General features: G+C 46.8%; 10 protein-coding genes. 6 read left to right on the top strand and 4 right to left on the bottom strand.

Features of this window, described 5'->3' with window-relative positions; genetic code table 11:
• Nucleotides 1–124 precede the first annotated feature (124 nt).
• The 3 genes from QUA25_RS23930 to QUA25_RS23920 all read left to right on the top strand — a co-directional run bounded on the left by QUA25_RS23930 (nt 125) and on the right by QUA25_RS23920 (nt 4,473).
• Nucleotides 125–2,245 (top strand): hypothetical protein, encoded by a 2,121-nt coding sequence (locus QUA25_RS23930; protein WP_333041689.1) that lies wholly within the window; start codon nt 125–127, stop codon nt 2,243–2,245.
• A 180-nt stretch (nt 2,246–2,425) separates the two neighbouring features.
• Complete coding sequence (locus tag QUA25_RS23925) at nt 2,426–2,836, top strand: hypothetical protein (RefSeq protein WP_333041688.1); 411 nt, start codon at nt 2,426–2,428, stop codon at nt 2,834–2,836.
• A gap of 188 nt (nt 2,837–3,024) precedes the next feature.
• The gene (locus tag QUA25_RS23920; protein ID WP_333041686.1) at nt 3,025–4,473 is read left to right on the top strand and encodes a GTP-binding protein; all 1,449 of its coding nucleotides are present in this window, start codon (nt 3,025–3,027) and stop codon (nt 4,471–4,473) included.
• Nucleotides 4,474–4,758: 285 nt separating this feature from the next.
• On the opposite strand, the gene QUA25_RS23915 is transcribed toward QUA25_RS23920, so the two are convergent.
• A complete protein-coding gene (locus QUA25_RS23915; protein ID WP_333041685.1) occupies nt 4,759–5,967 on the bottom strand; it encodes an argininosuccinate synthase in 1,209 nt (402 codons plus the stop codon).
• Nucleotides 5,968–6,276: 309 nt separating this feature from the next.
• On the opposite strand from QUA25_RS23915, the gene QUA25_RS23910 reads away from it, so the two are divergent.
• The 3 genes from QUA25_RS23910 to argZ all read left to right on the top strand — a co-directional run bounded on the left by QUA25_RS23910 (nt 6,277) and on the right by argZ (nt 13,449).
• Nucleotides 6,277–7,215 carry a glycosyltransferase gene (locus QUA25_RS23910; RefSeq protein WP_333041683.1) on the top strand — a complete coding sequence of 313 codons (939 nt, stop codon included), beginning with the start codon at nt 6,277–6,279 and terminating at the stop codon, nt 7,213–7,215.
• Nucleotides 7,216–7,804: 589 nt separating this feature from the next.
• Nucleotides 7,805–10,957, top strand: a complete 3,153-nt coding sequence (locus QUA25_RS23905; protein WP_333041682.1) for a PAS domain-containing protein — start codon at nt 7,805–7,807, stop codon at nt 10,955–10,957.
• 377 nt (nt 10,958–11,334) lie between these two features.
• Nucleotides 11,335–13,449: a bifunctional arginine dihydrolase/ornithine cyclodeaminase gene (argZ, locus tag QUA25_RS23900; protein WP_333041679.1), complete on the top strand. Its 2,115-nt coding sequence runs from the start codon at nt 11,335–11,337 to the stop codon at nt 13,447–13,449.
• 354 nt (nt 13,450–13,803) lie between these two features.
• Here argZ and QUA25_RS23895 read toward each other — a convergent pair whose 3' ends face one another.
• The 3 genes from QUA25_RS23895 to QUA25_RS23885 all read right to left on the bottom strand — a co-directional run bounded on the left by QUA25_RS23895 (nt 13,804) and on the right by QUA25_RS23885 (nt 19,387).
• Nucleotides 13,804–14,949 (bottom strand): citrate synthase, encoded by a 1,146-nt coding sequence (locus QUA25_RS23895; RefSeq protein WP_333041677.1) that lies wholly within the window; start codon nt 14,947–14,949, stop codon nt 13,804–13,806.
• A 234-nt stretch (nt 14,950–15,183) separates the two neighbouring features.
• Nucleotides 15,184–15,678 (bottom strand): phosphohistidine phosphatase SixA, encoded by a 495-nt coding sequence (gene sixA / locus QUA25_RS23890; RefSeq protein ID WP_333041675.1) that lies wholly within the window; start codon nt 15,676–15,678, stop codon nt 15,184–15,186.
• 67 nt (nt 15,679–15,745) lie between these two features.
• Complete coding sequence (locus QUA25_RS23885; RefSeq protein WP_333041673.1) at nt 15,746–19,387, bottom strand: diguanylate cyclase domain-containing protein; 3,642 nt, start codon at nt 19,385–19,387, stop codon at nt 15,746–15,748.
• Between the last annotated feature and the right edge of the window lie 446 nt (nt 19,388–19,833).

Here is a 19,833-nt window from a genome sequence, read left to right as displayed (position 1 = left end):
GTCGCTTAAATGAGTGACACTCAAATGGTGTAGCACAAATAAGCGTCACTAGAAAAAGTGACTGTAAACTCGCCAACACTGCCACTTATATATGGAGTATCAGAATATGGAAGGATAAATCAAAATGTCACAGCAAGATCCTACAAGTATCGATTTAACCAGTAGTGACTTTTCTTTTGGAGAAATCTCAGTCGATGACATCGCTGCGATCGCAGCAATAGAGGCTGGAATTAGCGATCCAACGCATCCAATCCAAAGCGAAACCGCACCAATACCTAGCATCCCACCGCTACCGATCGCACCTATCCCCTTTCCGACCCCAATTCCGATCGCCAAACGGCCGGTCAGTGGGCGCTACCGCGGTACATTAGGCAGCTTTCAACTCGAACTCCGGGTTGACGTTGACCGCACTCGACCGATGAAGCGGTTAAGCGGCGACTTCTTCCAAATTAGCGGTGGTACGACCACCTATTTTGGCTCCTTTATCGTCGATGCGCCGACGATAACGGTAACGGCTTCTCAAGTCGTCATCAAGGGTCTCGGAAGCTTTACCTTTGCCGCCGGAGCTCCGGTGGTGCAGGTAACAATCCCGCGAAAGCTCATCTTCCAGCCGCAGGCGCCGGCAACGGTGCAATTCTTGACAAATGGCGGAGGCGCCGGGGCGACTTACACTTGTATCTTCGAGTCTATCTATTTCCGAAGTCTGCGGCTCGAAACAGACCGGGTTTCCGATGTGGTCACTCCAGCATTCAGCAGCTACAACACGGGTTCGCTGCCGTCGGGGGGGCCAGCGCGCAACCTCAGCGTCGTCAGTGCCTATGCAGAAGCTGGGGTCGAGATGATCCCAACTGCAGGGAACAACGTTATCAATATCGATGAAGCTGGTGCGGGCGCTAAATGGAGCAACTCCGAACTGCACGCTTCGATGCAGAAACACTTCACCTTGTGGCAGGATTTGCCCCAGTGGGCTGTTTGGCAGGTAGTTGCTCAACTTCACGACCTGGGCCCTGGGCTCTACGGCATCATGTTTGACCAGCAAGGGAAGCAGCGGCAAGGCTGCGCCGTTTTTCATCAAGGTATAGGCGGGGAAACTGCCGAAAAGCTGCGATTGCAGCTCTACACTTATGTTCACGAGCTGGGGCATAGTTTTAATTTGCTGCACTCGTGGCAAAAGGACTTGGCGATACCCCCCGGTACGAATCGCCCGCTGTCCTTGTCTTGGATGAACTATCCCTTTAATTACCCAGCACCGGGTGGCGAGGCTACCTACTGGAGCCAGTTTGCCTTTCAGTTTGACAATGAGGAGGTGATCCATCTCCGCCATGCGTTCCGCAACAATATTATTGTGGGTGGAAACGACTTTAAGATCGGCTCTGGTCTGGGGCAGGAAGTGATGGCCGATCCCATTCGCGATGAGTCGGGACTGACTTTCAGGATCTCTACCAACCAAAAGAGCTTCGCGCTGGGTGAGCCTGTGGTACTGCAATTAATGCTGGGAACGACGACTGCGGGCGGGCGCCGGGTGCATACTTGGTTGCATCCGAATTACGGCTTGGTCAAAATCGTGATTCGCAAGCCTAGTGGCGCGGTTGTTGTTTATGAACCGCTAATCGATCATTTAGTTGGTCAGCAAGAAAGTACGATCGCCGGCGATGATGTGATTCCTGAAAGCGCGTATATCGGCTATGGCAAAGATGGACTCTATTTCGATCTACCCGGAAATTACCAGGTACGGGCGGTCTATGGGGCTATGGACGGTTCGCAGGTATTCTCCGATATCCTGACTATTCGAGTTCGCTATCCTGTGACGCCAATTGAGGAAGAACTGGCCTCTCTGTTTATGGGTGACGAACAGGGTACTTTGCTCTATTTGCTGGGTTCGGATGATGAGTCTTTGCAAAGCGGTAACGATGCTTTTGAGGAAGTTCTGGCGAAGTATCCGAAACAGCCGATGGCAAACTATGTTCGGATGGTGCAGGGTATCAACGCTAGCCGTGAGTTTAAAACGATCACGGACGATCGTGAAACCCGGGTGATTGTACGCCCACCGAAGTTGGATGAAAGCGCTAAGTTGCTGACAGCAGTTGCAGATTCCAATATTCTCGACCCTGTTTCGGCACAGATGTCCCTTTCCTGTTTATCCGAGGTTCAGGCTAAAATCGGAGATGAGGATGCGGTCAACAAAACCTTGAGCAAAATCTCAGCAATGGAAGTCAAGACAATGCGATATGCAGACAAAAAGTAAGCCTTAAATTGCTGCATTACTCTCAAGATTGCTTTACCATTTCTGGACGCAAAAACTCTATTTGTAGGGTGGGCAGTGCCCACCTTACCACTACAAATAGTGTTCTCAACTCATCGCCTAAGTCTTGAATTTGTACAAAACACTACCGACAAAAACCTCACTGTATTAAGGATAAGTCTGTTGTTTGTTCGAGCCTTAATAATTCTGTTGGCAATTTTGGCGATCGGGTTTACCTGCGTACCCGATCGTCCCCAAGCCGATTTTTTGACCCCTTACCATTACCAAGCGAGTACCAATATGCGTTTATCGATCAAACTTCGCGACGGTTTCAGCAATAGTACGGTCATTATAGAAGTCAACGGACAGCAAGTCTATCGCAAGTCAGGCGTGACTACAGATTTGACGATTTCCTTCGCGGATGCGGTAGAAGTTCCTGTGGAAGAATCCACAGTTAAATTGAAGGTGACGGTGGAGGGTGGCGAGACGCAAACCAAGGAAATTCTAGTGCAAGAGACTCCTTTTGTTGATGTCTGGATTCTTAACGGCAAAATGGAGTTGCAAACATCCAAGGAAGAAATGCCGATGCTTTAGCAATTTACCAATTCCTCGATTCCACATCAGATTAAACATTGACATTGTGAGGTTATTTCCTAATTTTGCAATCCTGATTTTTTGAAGCTGGGAACTGGTGCGGGCTGTACGCAGCAGGCAGAAACAGCTAGAATGGTATCGTATCAATTGCAAATTTAGGTAAAACAAGCTTAACAAGCCAGGTGACAATGACGGAAGCCTCCGATTTTTCCAATGTCGATCGAGAATTAGATGACACAATTTTAAGCTTCGCAGACATTCAGGCAGAACTCAACCTGCGCCACGCTAAAGATGCTCTGCGAGATATAGTAGAAAATCTCGACTTGACAGTTCAAGAGCGAACTGGACTAGAACCAGAAATTGGCGGGTTGGAGAAAATGCTCGACAAGCTAGAGCGCGCTTGCGTGCAAATAGCTGTGTTTGGGATGGTGGGAAGGGGAAAATCTTCGGTTTTGAACGCGCTTTTGGGTCAAAATGTGTTTGAAACTGGCCCGACTCACGGGGTGACTCGCACTACGACTATTGGCCAGTGGGATGTCGGAGAGGGTATTGATGAGAATTTACCCGATCGACTTTCGCCAGTTATTTACCGTTTGTCGCAAGTTGAATTAATCGACACTCCGGGAATAGATGAAGTTGACGGCGAAACTCGCGAACTTTTAGCCCGCCGTGTTGCTCAACAAGCTGATTTGATTTTGTTTGTGGTGGCTGGCGACATTACGAAGGTAGAATACGCAGCACTTTCGCAGTTGCGGGAAGCCGGAAAACCGATGTTATTAGTTTTTAATAAAATTGACCAGTATCCTGATGCAGACAGGCTGGCAATTTATCATAAAATTCGAGACGATCGCGTGAGAGAATTGTTGTCTCCCGATGAAATTGTGATGGCGGCGGCTTCGCCTTTGACGGCGAGGGCGGTGCGCCGTCCCGACGGAAGTATGGGCGTGCAAATGACTCGCAGTTTGCCACAAGTACAAGATTTAAAATTAAAGATTTTGGAGATTTTAGACCGGGAAGGCAAATCTTTGGTTGCCCTGAATACGATGCTCTGTGCAGGGGATATTAACGAGCAGTTGGTGCAGCGAAAAATGGAAATTCGAGATGACGCGGCTAATCGAATTATCTGGAACGGGGTCATGACTAAAGCTGTGGCGATCGCACTTAATCCAATTACTGTAGTTGATATTCTTAGCGGTGCGGTAATTGATGTGGTGATGATCTTAACTTTATCTAAAGTTTACGGCATTGCGATGACGGAAGCGGGCGCGGTGGAATTGCTGCAAAAGATTGCGATTAGTATGGGCGGGATTACGGCCGGCGAATTGTTGGCTAATTTTGGTTTGAGCTCGTTGAAAGGATTGTTGGGTTTGGCGACGCCAGCGACGGGGGGTTTGGCTTTAGGGCCTTATTTGTCTGTGGCGGTGACGCAAGCTGCGATCGCGGGGGTTTCTTCCTATGGTATCGGTCAAGTTACTAAGGCTTATTTGGCTAATGGTGCTTCTTGGGGAGATGATGGGCCAAAGGCTGTGGTGAGCAAGATTTTGTCTTCTTTGGATGAGGATTCTATTTTAAATCGGATTAAGGAGGAGTTGCGGGCTAAGTTGGATTTGGGAAGTGTGGAAAAACAGAAATCTTAGCGATCGGCTGTTTTACGTTGAGCCAGCAATCTTGGCGTCGCCCTGCCACAATCCGGCAGGGGTTTAAACCCCTGCTTCAAAGCTAAATTTGTCGGCAGACAATTTAACAAATTATTAGGATAACAACCAATTACCAATTACCAATTATTACTGTATCTTACTAACTCAGGACTTAGGCAATTGGCACAGGTTGGGCGATTGGGGCAAATAAGGTGCGCCGTGCACACCCTACTCTAATTCCACGAATCGGCGGCTTAACATCAGGTTTTTAACCCTAATTCCATCCTATTTGTAACCTCTATTTTTCTCCGACCAAATGCGGGTTGGTAGTCCCCAAACATAGACAAATCCTTCGGCAGCTTTGTGATCGAATTCGTCCTCTGCGCCGTAGGTTGCTAAGTCGAAACTGTACAGAGAATTGTCAGATTTGCGACCGACAATAGTCGCATTTCCTTTGAACAGTTTGAGCCGCACGGTTCCAGTTACTCGCTTTTGCGTGTCCTGAATAAATGCGTCTAAAGCTGTTTTCAAAGGATTGTACCAAAGACCGTTATAAATCATTTGGCTGTAGGTTTCTTCGATGCCTCGCTTGTACCGGGTCACATCTGCTGTCAGCGTCAAACTTTCTAAGTCTCGGTGCGCGTGCATCAAAACTAAAATCGCTGGTGTTTCGTAAATTTCCCGCGATTTAATCCCGACGAGGCGGTTTTCAATCATGTCAATCCTGCCGACTCCGTGGTTTCCAACTATTTCGTTTAGCTGAGAAATTAAGGCGACTGGTGATAACTCTTTGCCGTTTAAACTGACAGGATTTCCGCAATCGAAACCGATTTCTATGTATTCGGGTGTGTCGGGAGTTTGCTCGATAGCCTTCGTCATCAAATAAACTTCCTCCGGCGGTTCCGCCCAAGGATCTTCCAGGATTCCGGCTTCGATTGCCATTCCTAATAAGTTGCGATCGATACTGTAAGGGGAAGACTTTTTCACCGGGGACGGAATGCCGCATTTTTCGCCGTATGCGATCGTTTCCTCGCGGCTCATTTTCCACTCCCGCGCTGGTGCTAAGATTTTAATCTTGGGGTTGAGTGCGCCGATCGACACATCGAACCGTACCTGATCGTTTCCCTTACCTGTACAACCGTGGGCGATCGCATCTGCACCGTATTTTTCCGCAGCTTCTACTAACAATTTAGCAATCAGCGGGCGAGCCAGGGCAGTCGAAAGGGGATAACGGTTTTCGTAAAGTGCGTTAGCTTGAATCGCTGGAAACGCATAGTCTTTGACAAATTCTTCGGTAGCATCAATAACTAAAGATTCCGAAGCACCGGATGCTAAAGCTTTTTTGCGGATCGGTTCTAATTCGTCTCCCTGTCCCAAATCCGCAGCCAGAGTAATTACCTCTTCCACACCCCACTCGTTTTTGAGGTAAGGAATGCAGACGGAGGTATCGACTCCGCCGGAATATGCTAGCACAACTTTTTTAGCGCGACTCATTGCTCTTTACATCCTGAATTTAACTGACATCTTGCACCATTTTCACTAAGCTTTTCAGGGCGGGCAAGATGGCCACCCCACAAAAAAATATCATTTTTGTGGAACAGGCCGGAAAGCCTGTTCTTGAGAATGGTGCAAGATATCCGATTTAACCGACTTTTCATTATGCACCTAATTGAGATCGATTCTTGTCAGAAATAGTACAGATCTATATATTCTTTTTTTGATAAACTTGGCTATTTACCGCGGGAGTTGCTGGGGAAAATCTGCTACCGTGGGATACGGTAACTGTGGCGATGGGGAAAAGCGGTGTTTTTTAGTGTTGTAATTCCGACGTATAATCGTAAACCGATTTTGGCAAAATGTCTACTGGCTTTGGAAAATCAGCAGTTTGGTGAGATTGTCAGAGAGTATGAAGTAATAGTCGTTGACGACGGCTCGACGGACGGGACGCTGGAGTGGTTGGTGGCAAATGCTGACTTGTTGCCTCATGTGCGATCGATCTGTCAATCTCACCAAGGCCCGGCGGCGGCTCGGAATTTGGGCGTTGAAGATGCTAAGGGCGATACAATTATTTTTATTGACAGCGATTTGGTGGTAACAGAGCATTTTTTGCAAGCACACGCCGATGCTTTACTACAGGGTTACAAAGATACTAATGCTGTTTTTACTTACGGCAGCGTGATTAATACTTGCAATTTCGACAATCCTACCTCAGAACCTTACAAAATCACCGATTTTTCGGCGGCTTATTTTGCTACGGGAAATGTGGCGATCGCCCGCCACTGGCTGCTAGATGCTGGACTTTTTGACACTCGGTTTCAACTGTACGGATGGGAAGATTTAGAGTTGGGAGTTAGGTTGAAAAATTTAGGTTTGAAACTGATTAAATGTCCGGCTGCTGTTGGTTATCACTGGCATCCCCCTTTTAGTTTAGAGCAAATTCCGGGCATGATTGACCGAGAAATTCAGCGCGGGAGAATGGGAGTTTTGTTTTATCAAAAACACCCAAGTTGGGAAGTACGGATGATGATTCAAATGACTGTTTTGCACCAAATATTGTGGGGAGTTTTATCATTAGGTGGGATGCTTAACGAGCGAACGATGACTCCTTTTTTGCAGTGGTTGATTGACCAAGGCAAGCCCCAGCTAGCTTTAGAAATTGCTCGGATTTTTCTGAATTGGTATAACGTGAAAGCCGTGTACGCCGCTGGTGGGGAATTGCCGACGGAGACAAAGATACCATAAATCAGCCCGAAAGCGCCGATAAAATATAAGATATTGTTGGAGTTTTTCAGTGGCCATGGGTGTCAACTTAAGCTCATAATTAGTAACGGTATACTGTTTGACTACTGTTTGACAATTATGCCTACACTGCCCTTGCGCTGCTTAAGAAGGGGGATTTAGGGAATTCAAGACTTGGATACAAACCCGCCGAAAAAACAAGAACTTTAGTCTTAAGTTGACACCCATGTTCTGCCTGTTTAAATTAACCTTTCCCGTAAGGATATCTACTGAAAAAACACCACACAAAGCCACCAGATCAAGGGAGTACCAACCGGGTTATAGACCTTGTAAAAGTTTAACCTTTAATCAAAACTCCTTGCTTAGCTTAGCCTGTGATTTGAGGCATCTAGGCTGTTTTCTCACTCGGCTCTGATAATTTGAGCCACCAACATTTTCAAACGAGCATTACTTTTGATACAATAACAGATAATTTAGGAGTGTGCTATAGAGCCAATAGTTGTGCTGGTTTACCTGAGAGTGTTAGCTACAAGCGGTTAATGACTTTAAAAATATTCCCACATATACAACTTGAATAGTTTGAGGGTCTGCTGTGAATACAACTGACAATAAAAATCCAAGACTAGAAACACTTAGACTTCAAAACACTGTCTTACAAGAAAATATTTTAATGGTGGACGACCATCCAGCAAGCTTGCGACTTTTATCCCAGCTTTTGTCTAAGCGAGGATATAAAGTGCGGCCGACACGAGATGGCAAATTGGCTCTTAACTTTGCTCGGTCGAGTCCACCGGATTTGATTTTGCTGGACATTATGATGCCCGGTATGGATGGCTATCAAGTCTGCGAACAGCTAAAAGCTTGTCCGCAAACCAAAGATATTCCTGTGATTTTTATTAGCTCTTTAAATGAAGTTTTTGATAAAGTCAAAGCTTTTTCGCTAGGGGGGGCAGACTACATTAGTAAACCGTTTCAAATAGAAGAAGTTGTGGCTCGCGTAGAAAATCAACTGCTGCTCAGTCGGCTTTCTAAAGAACTTTTAGCAAAAAATGCCTTGCTAGAAGCTGAAATAGAAGAACGCAAGCGGATCGAAGCACAACTACGAGAAAGCCAGCACTGGCTGTCGGCAGTAATTAAAACGAATCCTAATTTATTGTACCTTTACGATTTGATAGAAGATAAAAGTCTCTATATAAACCGCGAAATTTATAGCGATATTGGCTACACATTTGAAGAAATACAGGATATGGCAGCCACATTTATTCCTAAGTTAATACACCCTGACGATATCCCTGCATTCTTAGAACAAAGAAAAAAAATTGAGACCGCAAAAGATGGCGAAAGCTTTGATTTTGAATACCGGATACAGCACAAGAATGGTGAATATCGCTGGTTTTTGAGCCGGGAGAGCGTGTTTTCCCGAACCGCGGATGGCAAACCTTGGAAAATTCTGGGAACTGCTGCTGAAATTAGCGCTCGCAAACAAGCAGAACTGGAACTTAAAACAGCTTTAGCTGCTTTGGAACGGCAAATCAAGCAAAGATTTCTGCTAGAAACAATTACTCTCGAAATTCGCTACAGCTTAAATCCGGATCAAGTTTTTCAAACAGCGGCCGCCCAAATAGGTCGAATTTTTAATGCCGATTGCTGCTTGATTCACACCTACACAGAACACGCAATTCCACGCCTATCTAATGTGGCTGAGTACAGAAAAACCGCATCCCAATCGCTTTTATATCTACAAATTCCTGTACATGGCAATCCTCACGTTCAATTTGTATTATCCCAAGATCAAGCTGTAGTTTCTGATGATGTTTTTGCCGAACCGCTGCTAGAAAATGTCAGAGATTTGTGTTCTCAAATAGGTTTGAAGTCGATGATATCCATCCGCACTTCCTACCAGGGAAAAGCTAACGGAATGATATGTTTGCACCAGTACGATAGCCCTCGCCACTGGACGCAAGATGAGAGGAGATTATTAAAAGCTGTAGCGGCACAAATGGGAATTGCCAGAGCTCAAGCCAATCTTCTCGAACAAGATAAACAACAACGACTTAAACTTCAACAAAGCGAAGCTAGTCTCGCAGCCGCCCAGAAAATTGCTCATATCGGCAGTTGGGAATTTGATTTAGTCACCAATAAAATTACTTGGTCAGAAGAAGTATTCCGCATTTTTGGTCTTGACTCAAGCGCAACTGAACCGAGATCTGCCCAACTTTTAAAGATGTGTCATCCCGACGACAGAGAATTATTTCAACAAACAGTCAACCTGACTATCTCACAAGGAATTTCTTACAAAAGAGAGTTCCGATTTTTGCATCCTAGCGCTCAAATTATATACGTTGAAGGAAGGGGGGAAGCTGTTTTTAGCGAAACCGGGGAAGTAATCAAACTGTTGGGAACAGTGATGGATATTAGCGATAGAAAACAAGCAGAAGCAGCTTTGCAAATTAGCGAAGAACGTTTTTATCTGGCATTTGAAGGCAGTGCCATGGGCTTGTGGGATTGGAATCTTGCCACGGGAGAAGTCTATTTTAATCCGCGGTGGAAAATGATTCTGGGGTATGAAGTAGAGGAAATAGCAAATACTTTTGCATCCTGGGAGCAACTGGTACATCCACAGGATTTGTCTCCGGCTAAAGCAGCGCTAAATGCTCACCTGGAAGGCAAAAATCCTACTTACGAAGTGGAATTTAGGATGCTGACCAAATCCGGCGAGTGGAAGTGGATTTTAGCTCAAGCAAAGGTGATGGAACACGATGCTTCGGGAAATCCTTTACGGATGACGGGCACGCATATTGATATTAGCGATCGCAAACAAGCCGAAGCAGATTTGCAATTTAGCGAACAGCGAGAACGAGAAAAAGCGCAACAGTTAGAACAAACCCTGGAAGAACTAAAAAATGCTCAATCCCAGCTCATTCAAGCCGAAAAAATGTCAAGTATCGGGCAAATGGTAGCGGGAGTGGCTCACGAAATTAATAACCCCGTCAACTTCATCTACGGCAATATTATTCCCGCCGCACAGTACGCTCGCGATTTGCTAAAAGTGATCTATTTATACCAGCAACACTATCCCCAGCCCGTGGCCGAAATAGACGAAGAATTGGCAGAAATCGAAGTAGATTTTATCGCTGACGATTTCCCCAAAATCATGGCTTCAATGCAAGAAGGTGCTAACCGAATTAAGCAGATAGTGCTGTCGTTGCGAAATTTTTCGAGACTCGACGAAACAGCTCGCAAAGTAATAGACATTCATGAAGGGATAGAGAGCACTTTGGTGATTTTGCAGCACCGATTGCAGTCACAGGTAAAACGTGGGGAAATTCAAGTCATTAAAAATTATGCCAAACTGCCAAAAGTCGAGTGTTATCCGGCTCAATTAAACCAGGTATTTATGAATTTGCTGGTGAATGCGATCGACGCTGTGGAAGAGTCATCAGCAAACTGTACTTGCAAAGTTAATCAGATTCGCATTGTTACTGAAGTCAGCAGCGAAAATAAAGTGTGTGTGAGGATTTCTGACAGCGGGCCCGGTATCCGTCCCGAAGTTCAGTCAAGGATGTTTGACCCGTTTTTTACTACAAAACCGATCGGCAGCGGCACTGGTTTGGGGTTATCGATTAGTTACCAAATTGTTAAAGACACCCACGGCGGTAAGTTGGAGTGTCATTCAGAAGTTGGCCGAGGAACAGAATTTGCGATCGAACTGCCGATTTCGCAAAAGTTAAAATTTGAAAGTTAGGATAAGCTGTTAAATCATGTGCGGTAAATTAACCATAATTATTGTAGGGGGCGGTTCACCAACCATCTATAATATAAGCCAAAGATGAGCCTAAACCAACTCCGACCGTAAGAGTTGGGGCAATTCAACGGAGCTCATATTAATCGTCTCTCAGAACCTATTTTAGAGTGCGTCATAACCTGAGATTTTCTCCAGTATTTCTTGCCAACGGTCTGCAATTTAGTGTAATCTCATCTTAAACATGATATAATTAAGAGTTAGCCTTTTGAGGCTCCAGAGGTTGGGCTGCTAAAATTAGTAGTGAATATTACAGTTGCTATTATACAAACTCTGTCAACATACGTCTGCTGTAGCGTCTACCAAATTTTAACTGAATTATGACTGACTCAATTCGCTTCCTCATGTGTGCTCCCGACCACTACGATGTGGATTACGTGATTAATCCGTGGATGGAAGGAAATGTGCACAAATCATCGCGCGATCGCGCCGTCGAACAGTGGGAAAAACTTTACCACGTCCTCAAAGACAACGCCGTTGTAGACCTCGTACCGCCCGAAAAAGGCTGGCCGGATATGGTTTTCACCGCCAACGCAGGCTTACTTTTAGGCAATACCTTCGTCCTCAGCCGTTTCTATCACAAAGAACGCCAAGGCGAAGAACCCTATTTCAAAGCATGGTTTGAAAGCAAAGGTTTCACCGTGCACGAACTCCCGAAAGACTTGCCGTTTGAGGGCGCTGGCGATGCTTTGCTCGATCGCGAAGGACGCTGGTTGTGGGCCGGATACGGCTTCCGTTCCGAACTCGACTCGCACCCCTTACTAGCAAAATGGCTCAACATTGAAGTGCTTTCGCTGCGTTTAGTTGACGAACGTTTCTATCACCTAGATACCTGTTTTTGTCCTCTGACAGGTGGCTATTTGCTCTACTATCCAGCAGCATTTGACTCCTACTCCAACCGCTTAATCGAAATGCGAGTTGCGCCGGAAAAACGCATTGCTATTGAAGAAGCCGATGCCGCAAATTTTGCCTGTAATGCCGTCAATATTGACAAAGTTGTGGTAATGAACAAGGTTAGCGAAGCCTTAAAATCACGCATTACTAAGGCCGGTTTTCAAGTAATTGAAACGCCGATGAGCGAATTTCTGAAAGCGGGCGGCGCCTGTAAGTGTTTGACGCTACGGGTAACGGAACCGGTGCAAGAAGATCGATCGGCCAATGTGATGGTAGAAAGCCGCACAATTCGCATGGAAGGCCACCTGCTCGATGCCGGTTTAATCAGTCGTGCTTTAGACTTAATTATCGAAAACGGCGGCAGTTTCCAAGTGCTCAATTTCAATTTAGGAGAGCAGCGGCAAAGCACATCATCTGCAGACGTTAAAGTTTCGGCTCCTTCCCACGATGTGATGGAAGAAATCATGGGAATGCTGATTGACTTGGGTGCAGTGCCACCACCACAAGAGATTTGCGACGCTATTTTAGAACCTGTAGTGCAAGATGGTGTCGGTCCAGACGACTTTTATGTAAGTACAATTTATCCCACGGAAGTGCGGGTAAATGGTCAGTGGGTGAAAGCGCAAAATCAGCGGATGGATGGTGCTGTTGCTATTACTGAAACTGCTGATGGCCCAGTGGCTAAATGCAAATTATTGCGCGACTTAAAAGTAGGAGAAAAAGTCGTTGTTGATGTGGTCGGCATCCGCACCATCCGCAAAACAGAATCGCGGGAACAGCGCAATTCTCAAGAATTCAGCTTTATGTCCGGCAGCGTTTCTAGCGAGCGCCGCGTAGAATTGGTGGTGGAACAAGTAGCCTGGGAATTGCGCCAAATTCGCGATCGCGGTGGCAAAGTTGTAGTTACCGCTGGGCCTGTTGTCATCCACACCGGCGGTGGCGAACATTTAGCGCATTTGATTCGCGAAGGTTACGTACAAGCGTTGTTGGGCGGAAATGCGATCGCAGTTCACGACATGGAACAATCGAATATGGGAACCTCTTTAGGGGTTGACATGAAACGTGGCATAGCTGTGCGCGGCGGACACCGACATCACTTGAAAATAATTAACGCTGTGCGGCGTTACGGGAGTATTGCAAAAGCTGTTGAAGCAGGCCTGGTTACTAACGGTGTGATGTACGAGTGCGTCAAGCATAATATACCGTTTTCTCTTGCTGGTTCGATCCGCGATGACGGGCCACTTCCTGACACGCAAATGGATTTAGTTAAGGCTCAAGAAGAATATACTGAGCTGTTACGCGGTGCGGATATGGTGTTAATGCTGTCGTCTATGCTGCACTCAATTGGTGTGGGAAATATGACGCCGGCTGGTGTGAAGATGGTGTGTGTAGACATTAATCCGGCGGTGGTGACGAAATTGAGCGATCGGGGTTCGATCGAGTCTATTGGAGTTGTTACCGATGTGGGATTGTTCCTAAGTTTGTTAGTTAATCAATTGGATAAATTGACCAGCCGCCATCATGTAACTCAATCTGTTTAGATTTAGCTAGTCTACTCGTTACCAGGCTTTTCCTGGTAACGCAGATGCGGAGGCTCTGCCTCCACTTTTACCTATTTGGTGAATTCGCCCCTAAATCGGCTGCAACTTTGATATTCCAATAAAAAACCTCAGACCCGCAAGCCTGAGGACCGGAGTTCCTGAAAATCGTCACTTCTTACTATTGTCGCCAACCAACACCACAACATACAAGAGGGGTGTAACCCAGCACGGCAGCTTCTGGCAGACAGAGATTGCTTCGTGACTCGGAAGGCGAAAGCAATTTTTAATTCAACACTTCACGAATGCAAAACAATTCTTCTGGCCATTTCTCAGATCTGGGTTGATAATTTTTCTTTAGGATGGGCGTCTGTCCTCGATCGCAATATAAGGAGCACCGTGAGTCCCCGTATATATTTGAGTCGGGCGGTAAATGCGGTTTGCCTCTAGTTGTTCCTTCCAGTGGGCCAGCCAGCCAGCAACGCGGGCGATCGCAAAAACCGGCGTAAACAAGTCGAGCGGAATTCCCATTTTTCGGTAAACCAGACCAGAATAGAAATCTACATTTGCATAAATTCCTTTGTGACCCAATTTCTCCTCAACCACTTCTTCCAACTTGATAGCAATGTCGTAATAATCGTCGTGGCCGAAGTTCTCAAACAACTGTTCCGCTAACCTCTGAAGAATAGTTGCTCTCGGATCTTTCACCTTGTAAACTCGGTGACCGAAGCCCATGATTTTGTCCTTATTTTCAACGCTCTTCTCGACAAAAGCCCGCACATTTTCTATCGAACCAATTTGCTCCAACATATCAATCACTTCTTCATTAGCTCCCCCGTGCAGTGGCCCCGCCAAAGTGCCAACTGCTGAAGCAATCACTCCGTAAGGGTCTGTCAGCGTCGAAGCTGTTACCATTGCCGAAAATGTAGAGGCATTAATTGTATGTTCAGCGTGGAGAGTCAGACAAGTGTCAAAAATGCTAGCTAACAGCGGATCGGGTTCTTGCTCGTTGAGCATATAAAGAAAGTTAGCCGAGTAGTCCAAGTCATCCCTCGGTCGCACCGGGTCATTTCCCCGCCGCATTTGCTGGAACGCCGCTACCATTGTGGGAATCTTCGCTAGCAGACGCACTACAGCTTCCCTAATGTATGCTGGGTTAGCCAGAGCTCTGCGGGAGTAGAACAAGCCCAAGGCGGCCGCTGAAGCTTGCAGGGCGTCCATGGGATGTCCTCTTTCTGGAAAGCATTTCATCATGTCGCGGATGCGATATTTGATCCGGCGGTGATAGCGAATTTCATGCTCGAAAGCTTCTAGTTCTTCCTTTGTCGGAAGTACACCCCAGATCAATAAATATGAAGTTTCAAGAAAGGAACTTTTCAGTGCCAGTTCCTCGATGCTAATCCCGCGATATTCCAGCAACCCTTTTTGTCCATCGACGTAGCTAATGCTGGACAAGGTGGCGGGAACACCTTCTAAACCTGGTTTGAATTCGCCGACGACCATTGCGATACCGTTTTGTGTGAGTTCAATCTACATAAAAGTACATTACCAGAAACCAAGATAGTGTCGCAGTCTTGACAAATAATCATTTAATTGCGCTTGGGAAACCGAGTTTTTCAACAGACAGCCCGATCGCACCGCTGCGTATTGTCGCCCCTCAAACCCGGTTTCTCCGTCCCAGAATGCGGTTTTAAGAGGGCTGGCGCGTCCTGTTAATGTCGGGGCAGTTCGCTGTTTCTAGTGCAGCAAAAACTTGGGCGGAGTTAGCCAAAACATTTGGCTGCGGCCCACTGGGGAGCCGGTTTCCGGGAGGATTAAGCCGATGATGCCTGCTTTTTTGAGAATCAGGGCATCTTGCGATCGAGCCCAAAGCAAAGTTTCTGCCCAGTGGCCTAAGTCTGGTTGGTGGCCCACCAGGGCCAAGCTGCGGCTACCTATTTCCTGCCACTGTTTGTACCACTCCAGCCAGTTTCCGATGTCTCCTGAAGGTGCGAGGGTGGCGGATTCTTCTATTTGGGAACTCAAACCGACTGTTTGCAGGATTTTGGCGGTTTGCTGGGCCCGCAGTAGGGGACTGGTGAGAATCAGGTCAAACTGAATTTCGAGTTCGTACAGGCGTTCGGCAATTTTCCTGGTTTTACGATCGCCCTCTTTAGTCAGCGGGCGTTCTGAGTCTTTATCATATTCTTCGGGTGCGGCTGCGATACCGTGCCGGATCAGGTAAATAACCATATATCAATACTTCCAGGCATTGGGTCCCGTTTTTCTAAGATATCTCTAGGATATACTTACCTTTTGCCTATTCTACAACTGCATTGAAATCTGCCGGCGTCATCGGGTTTGCGCTTTTGTAGCGATCGCGCCCTTGTCGTTTCGCATCATATAATGCTCGATCGGCGACGGCAACGAGTTCATCCGGTGATATTTCCGCAGTGGGAATAATAGTTGCAATTCCCATGCTCACAGTCACGATCGCGCTCACATCAGATTGCTCGTGAGGAATTGCCAAATGTCGGATTGCCTGACGCATCGACTCAGCAACCGCGATCGCCCCTGCAGCATCCGTACTCGGCAAAATAGCAGCAAATTCTTCCCCCCCATAGCGCACAAACAAATCGGTAGAACGTTTAACCGCGGCTGCTGCGGCTTTGGCTACTTGCACCAAACAAGTATCCCCAGCTTGATGTCCGTAGCAATCGTTATATCGCTTGAAATAATCTACATCCAACATAATCAACGAAAGCTGTTGTTTCCCCTGCATCAGTCGGTACCATTCCGACTGCAATCGCTCATCAAAACAGCGGCGGTTTGCTACTTGTGTTAACCCATCTGTCGTAGCAATTAATCTTTCTTGTTCCGCCCGGTGTCTGAGCATCTCCTCTGCCCGTTTCCGTTCTGTAATATCAGCAAAAGTCGTCACTACTGCATAGGGTTGAGACTGATTGAGATGGAACAGCGGTTGAGAATTAATCGAAATCCAAGTCAGCGTTTTATCCGATTTGTGAATGCCCATCACCACATTCGATCGCCCCTGTCCCGTGCGTAGGGTGAGGATTGCCGGATGCTGTTGGCCCGGGAACGGTTGGCCATCCTCCCGAACGATTCGCCAGTCTAAATCTACGGATGTGCGCCCCATCATTTGCTCGGGGGTCAGTCCGAGAATTCTTTCGGCACTAGCATTACACGCAGTAATTTGTCCGTTTGCTAGCTGGAGTACGACACCTTCTGTCATGCTAGTAATCACAGAACGATACCGTTCCTCGCTTTCCTGTAATTGACTAAGGAGAATGTTTTTGGCATCAAACTCTGAAGCCAGATGCAGGCTGCTTGCCAGAAACCCGGCCATCAGTTGTAAAGTCTGGATATCTGACTCTGTAAAGGCAGAGGGTGTAGCTGAAAGCACTTTTAAGACCCCAACCCGATCGTCCTGATAGAACAAGGGAACAACCACCATTGACCGGAGACCAATGCTCTGACAGGCAGCCAGATTTACCCGTGCATCGGTTTCTGAATCCTCGCAAAGCATGATTTGGCCGGTCTCAATACATTTTCCCGATAAACTTGTCCCTACTTTGAGCCGTAATCCAACATAGGGGGAGACAATACCACTGGCTGCCCGATACACCAATTCATCCCCTTCAACTATTTCAATCACTGCTCCATCGGCGCTGGTCAAATCTTGAGTCCTCTCTGCAATCACAGCCATGACTGCATCAAGATTGGGATTGCGGATGGCGATTTCCTGTTGGGTAGCAATCACTATACCCAGACGCTGGAACTCTTGTTGTAATGCTGCTTCTGCTTGCTTGCGATCGGTGATATCCTTCATAAAGCAGTGATGCCCTATCAATCGCTCCTGCGAGTCGTAGGCCGCCAACATCACCACCTGCTTGTAAAAGATCGAGCCATCTTTCCGCATACCCCGGGCCTCAACCTCCACTCGGCCCTCGGCTAGCATTTTTTGATAAGTCGCCATCATCCTGTCGCAGTCTTCGGGATGAACTGTTTTCTGCCAATTCATACCAACCATTTCTTCAGGCTGATAACCTGCTATATTCGCGTAGGCTTGATTAACGGTGATATACCGTCCGAAAATATCCAGCCGCGAGATGCCCTCAACGGCATTAGCAAGAGCTGTACTCAATTCTCTGAGTTCTGTTTCTGCCTGGACAAGATCCGTAATGTCTTGGGATGTACCAAACAACCTAATGACTTTTCCCTCTGCATTGAGTTGGACCTGTCCTCTGGCTTCGGTATGGCGGATAGAACCATTCGGGCCCACGATTCTGAGGCGCAATAGATAAGGCTGCCCGTGAGTGAGCGCTCGTTGAACTACCAGGTGTAGCTGTTTGGCACTTTCGGGATGGTAAAGCTGCAGGTTTTCTTCATAGGTAGGTTCGCCTAGGGCGCTGGATCGTCCCACAATCTCAAAGAGTTCGGGAGACCAGGTAATTTTACCCGTAATTACGTCCCATTCCCAGTTACCGATCTGGGCAACCCGCTGGGCTTCTGACAACCGGGTTTCACTCTTTTGCAGGGCTGTTTCTGTCTGCTGGCGGTCGGTAATGTCCTTTTCGTTCACGAGTAACATCGGGTTGCCTGTTACCGGGTCGTCGGTACACCGCACGTCCATCCTATGCCAGCGAATTCCCGCCAGAGTAATCACTTGAGCCTCCGTGCTAAATACCTCACCGGACTTAAGAACTGCCATTGCTCGCTCTCCTAGCTGAGAGTCAACAAAGCGACTCACAAAAGCATTATCTGTCGCAGAGCCAGGGTGCAGCGCCTCGCCGTAACAGCGCAAGGCCGCCGGGTTTTGCAGCAGCGGCACACCTTCGAGGGTGTACAGCGAAACCATCAGCGTGGTGTGTCGGATTGCCTCGATCGATCGCAGGGTTTCTGGTTCGATTTGATGAGCGGTTTCGACCTTACCCTCGACCAGGATTGCCAAACGCCCGCCATCAATCCTGATGCCAGAGCACCGACAGCCGACAGAAACAGGCTCACCGCCCGGATAAAACGTCCACTGCTCGGACAAGGTTTGGCCTTGCTCAAACTGCTGCAGATAGCTCTGCAAGCGAATCCGAGTACACTCTGACAACATATCCCTAAAGTTGTGGCTCGCGAGTTGCTGCCGCGTGGAAGCATCCCACAGGTACAAGGATGCTTGGTTGGCCCACCGGATTTGCCAATGCTCAATATCAAATATCCAGATCGGGTTTTGCAACAAGTCAAAGGCTTTGAGGTGGACAATATCGCCGCTCAGGGAACAGGCAAACTCTGGTTGTAGACAATTTTGATGATTGATTCTGGGCGCGCTTTCTGTATGGGGATCAGTTTGATTCGGTTCTGTTTCGAGTTCCGGCGCTTGATTTTGCCCCAGCACTGGGCGGTGAGATTCCAAGTGCCGCATCCTCAACCCGATGTGCATTGCAACCTGTTGCAGGATCTCAATGTCGAGAGGTTCCCACTGACGCGGACTTCGGCATTGATGAGCAATCAACAGTCCCCAAAGCTTCCGAGATTGCTGCTGTTTGCCATCTAGCAAGATTGGCGCCACTAAATTTGCCTGAACTTGGAGGCGATCGAGCAATTCGACATCACAAGCTTGAAGAGAACCGCTGTGAGTATCAGAAATGCTGCTCGTTTGTCCCTGGCTGTAACGCTCTACCCAGGTAGCTTCACAGCAAGGAGCATAAATCTGTTTTCCTAGGATTCGCGACCACTGGGCATCAACGGATTCCGCAAATACTACGCCATCTCTATGGGATAAAAAGCGATAAATAATTACTCGATCTGTTTGCAGCAGCACCCTGGTTTCTTCTAGCGCACATTGCAAAATTGTCTCCCGATCGCCGACCTCGTTGATTTGAAGTGCAATTTCTGAAATTTTTTCTAGGATTTTCTCTAACGAGCTAGAGAAAGTCTGTTTTGTAGACATCTCCGTGTTCCTTTTTCTGTTAAGCTATTTTCTAGTATTCTACCTCGCAACAAATAAATATAATAATTTGTTTTTTCTCGTATAAATCCCTGGCTTAGGTTAGGAATAAAACCCAAGATATAGGTTTGTAATCCAGAGTTTTTTGAAGAGACGCAATTCCAGCTTTTATGTCATTTAGTCAATGGTTTAGGTGTTTCGGTATCTATTTTGCTTGTTCTCAAGCGTTTTTTTGCTGATTATTATCTAAAATATCCTGCACCCACTCTAATAAATTATGATTGATTTAGCGCATTTATAAGGAAATATCAAAAAATTAACCCTGTAGAAGTGTTATAATTTAAGAATTATTTTGTGAACTTTAGTAAACTAATACCAATTTTATGTGAAGTTGCATATAATAGAGAGATGGCGTTTATGGTGCGTTTTATGGCTCGTCTTTTAAAAAT

It is taken from the genome of Microcoleus sp. Pol17C6, from assembly GCF_036701145.1.
Lineage (GTDB): Bacteria > Cyanobacteriota > Cyanobacteriia > Cyanobacteriales > Microcoleaceae > Microcoleus.
This window is presented reverse-complemented; position numbering and strand designations above follow the sequence as displayed.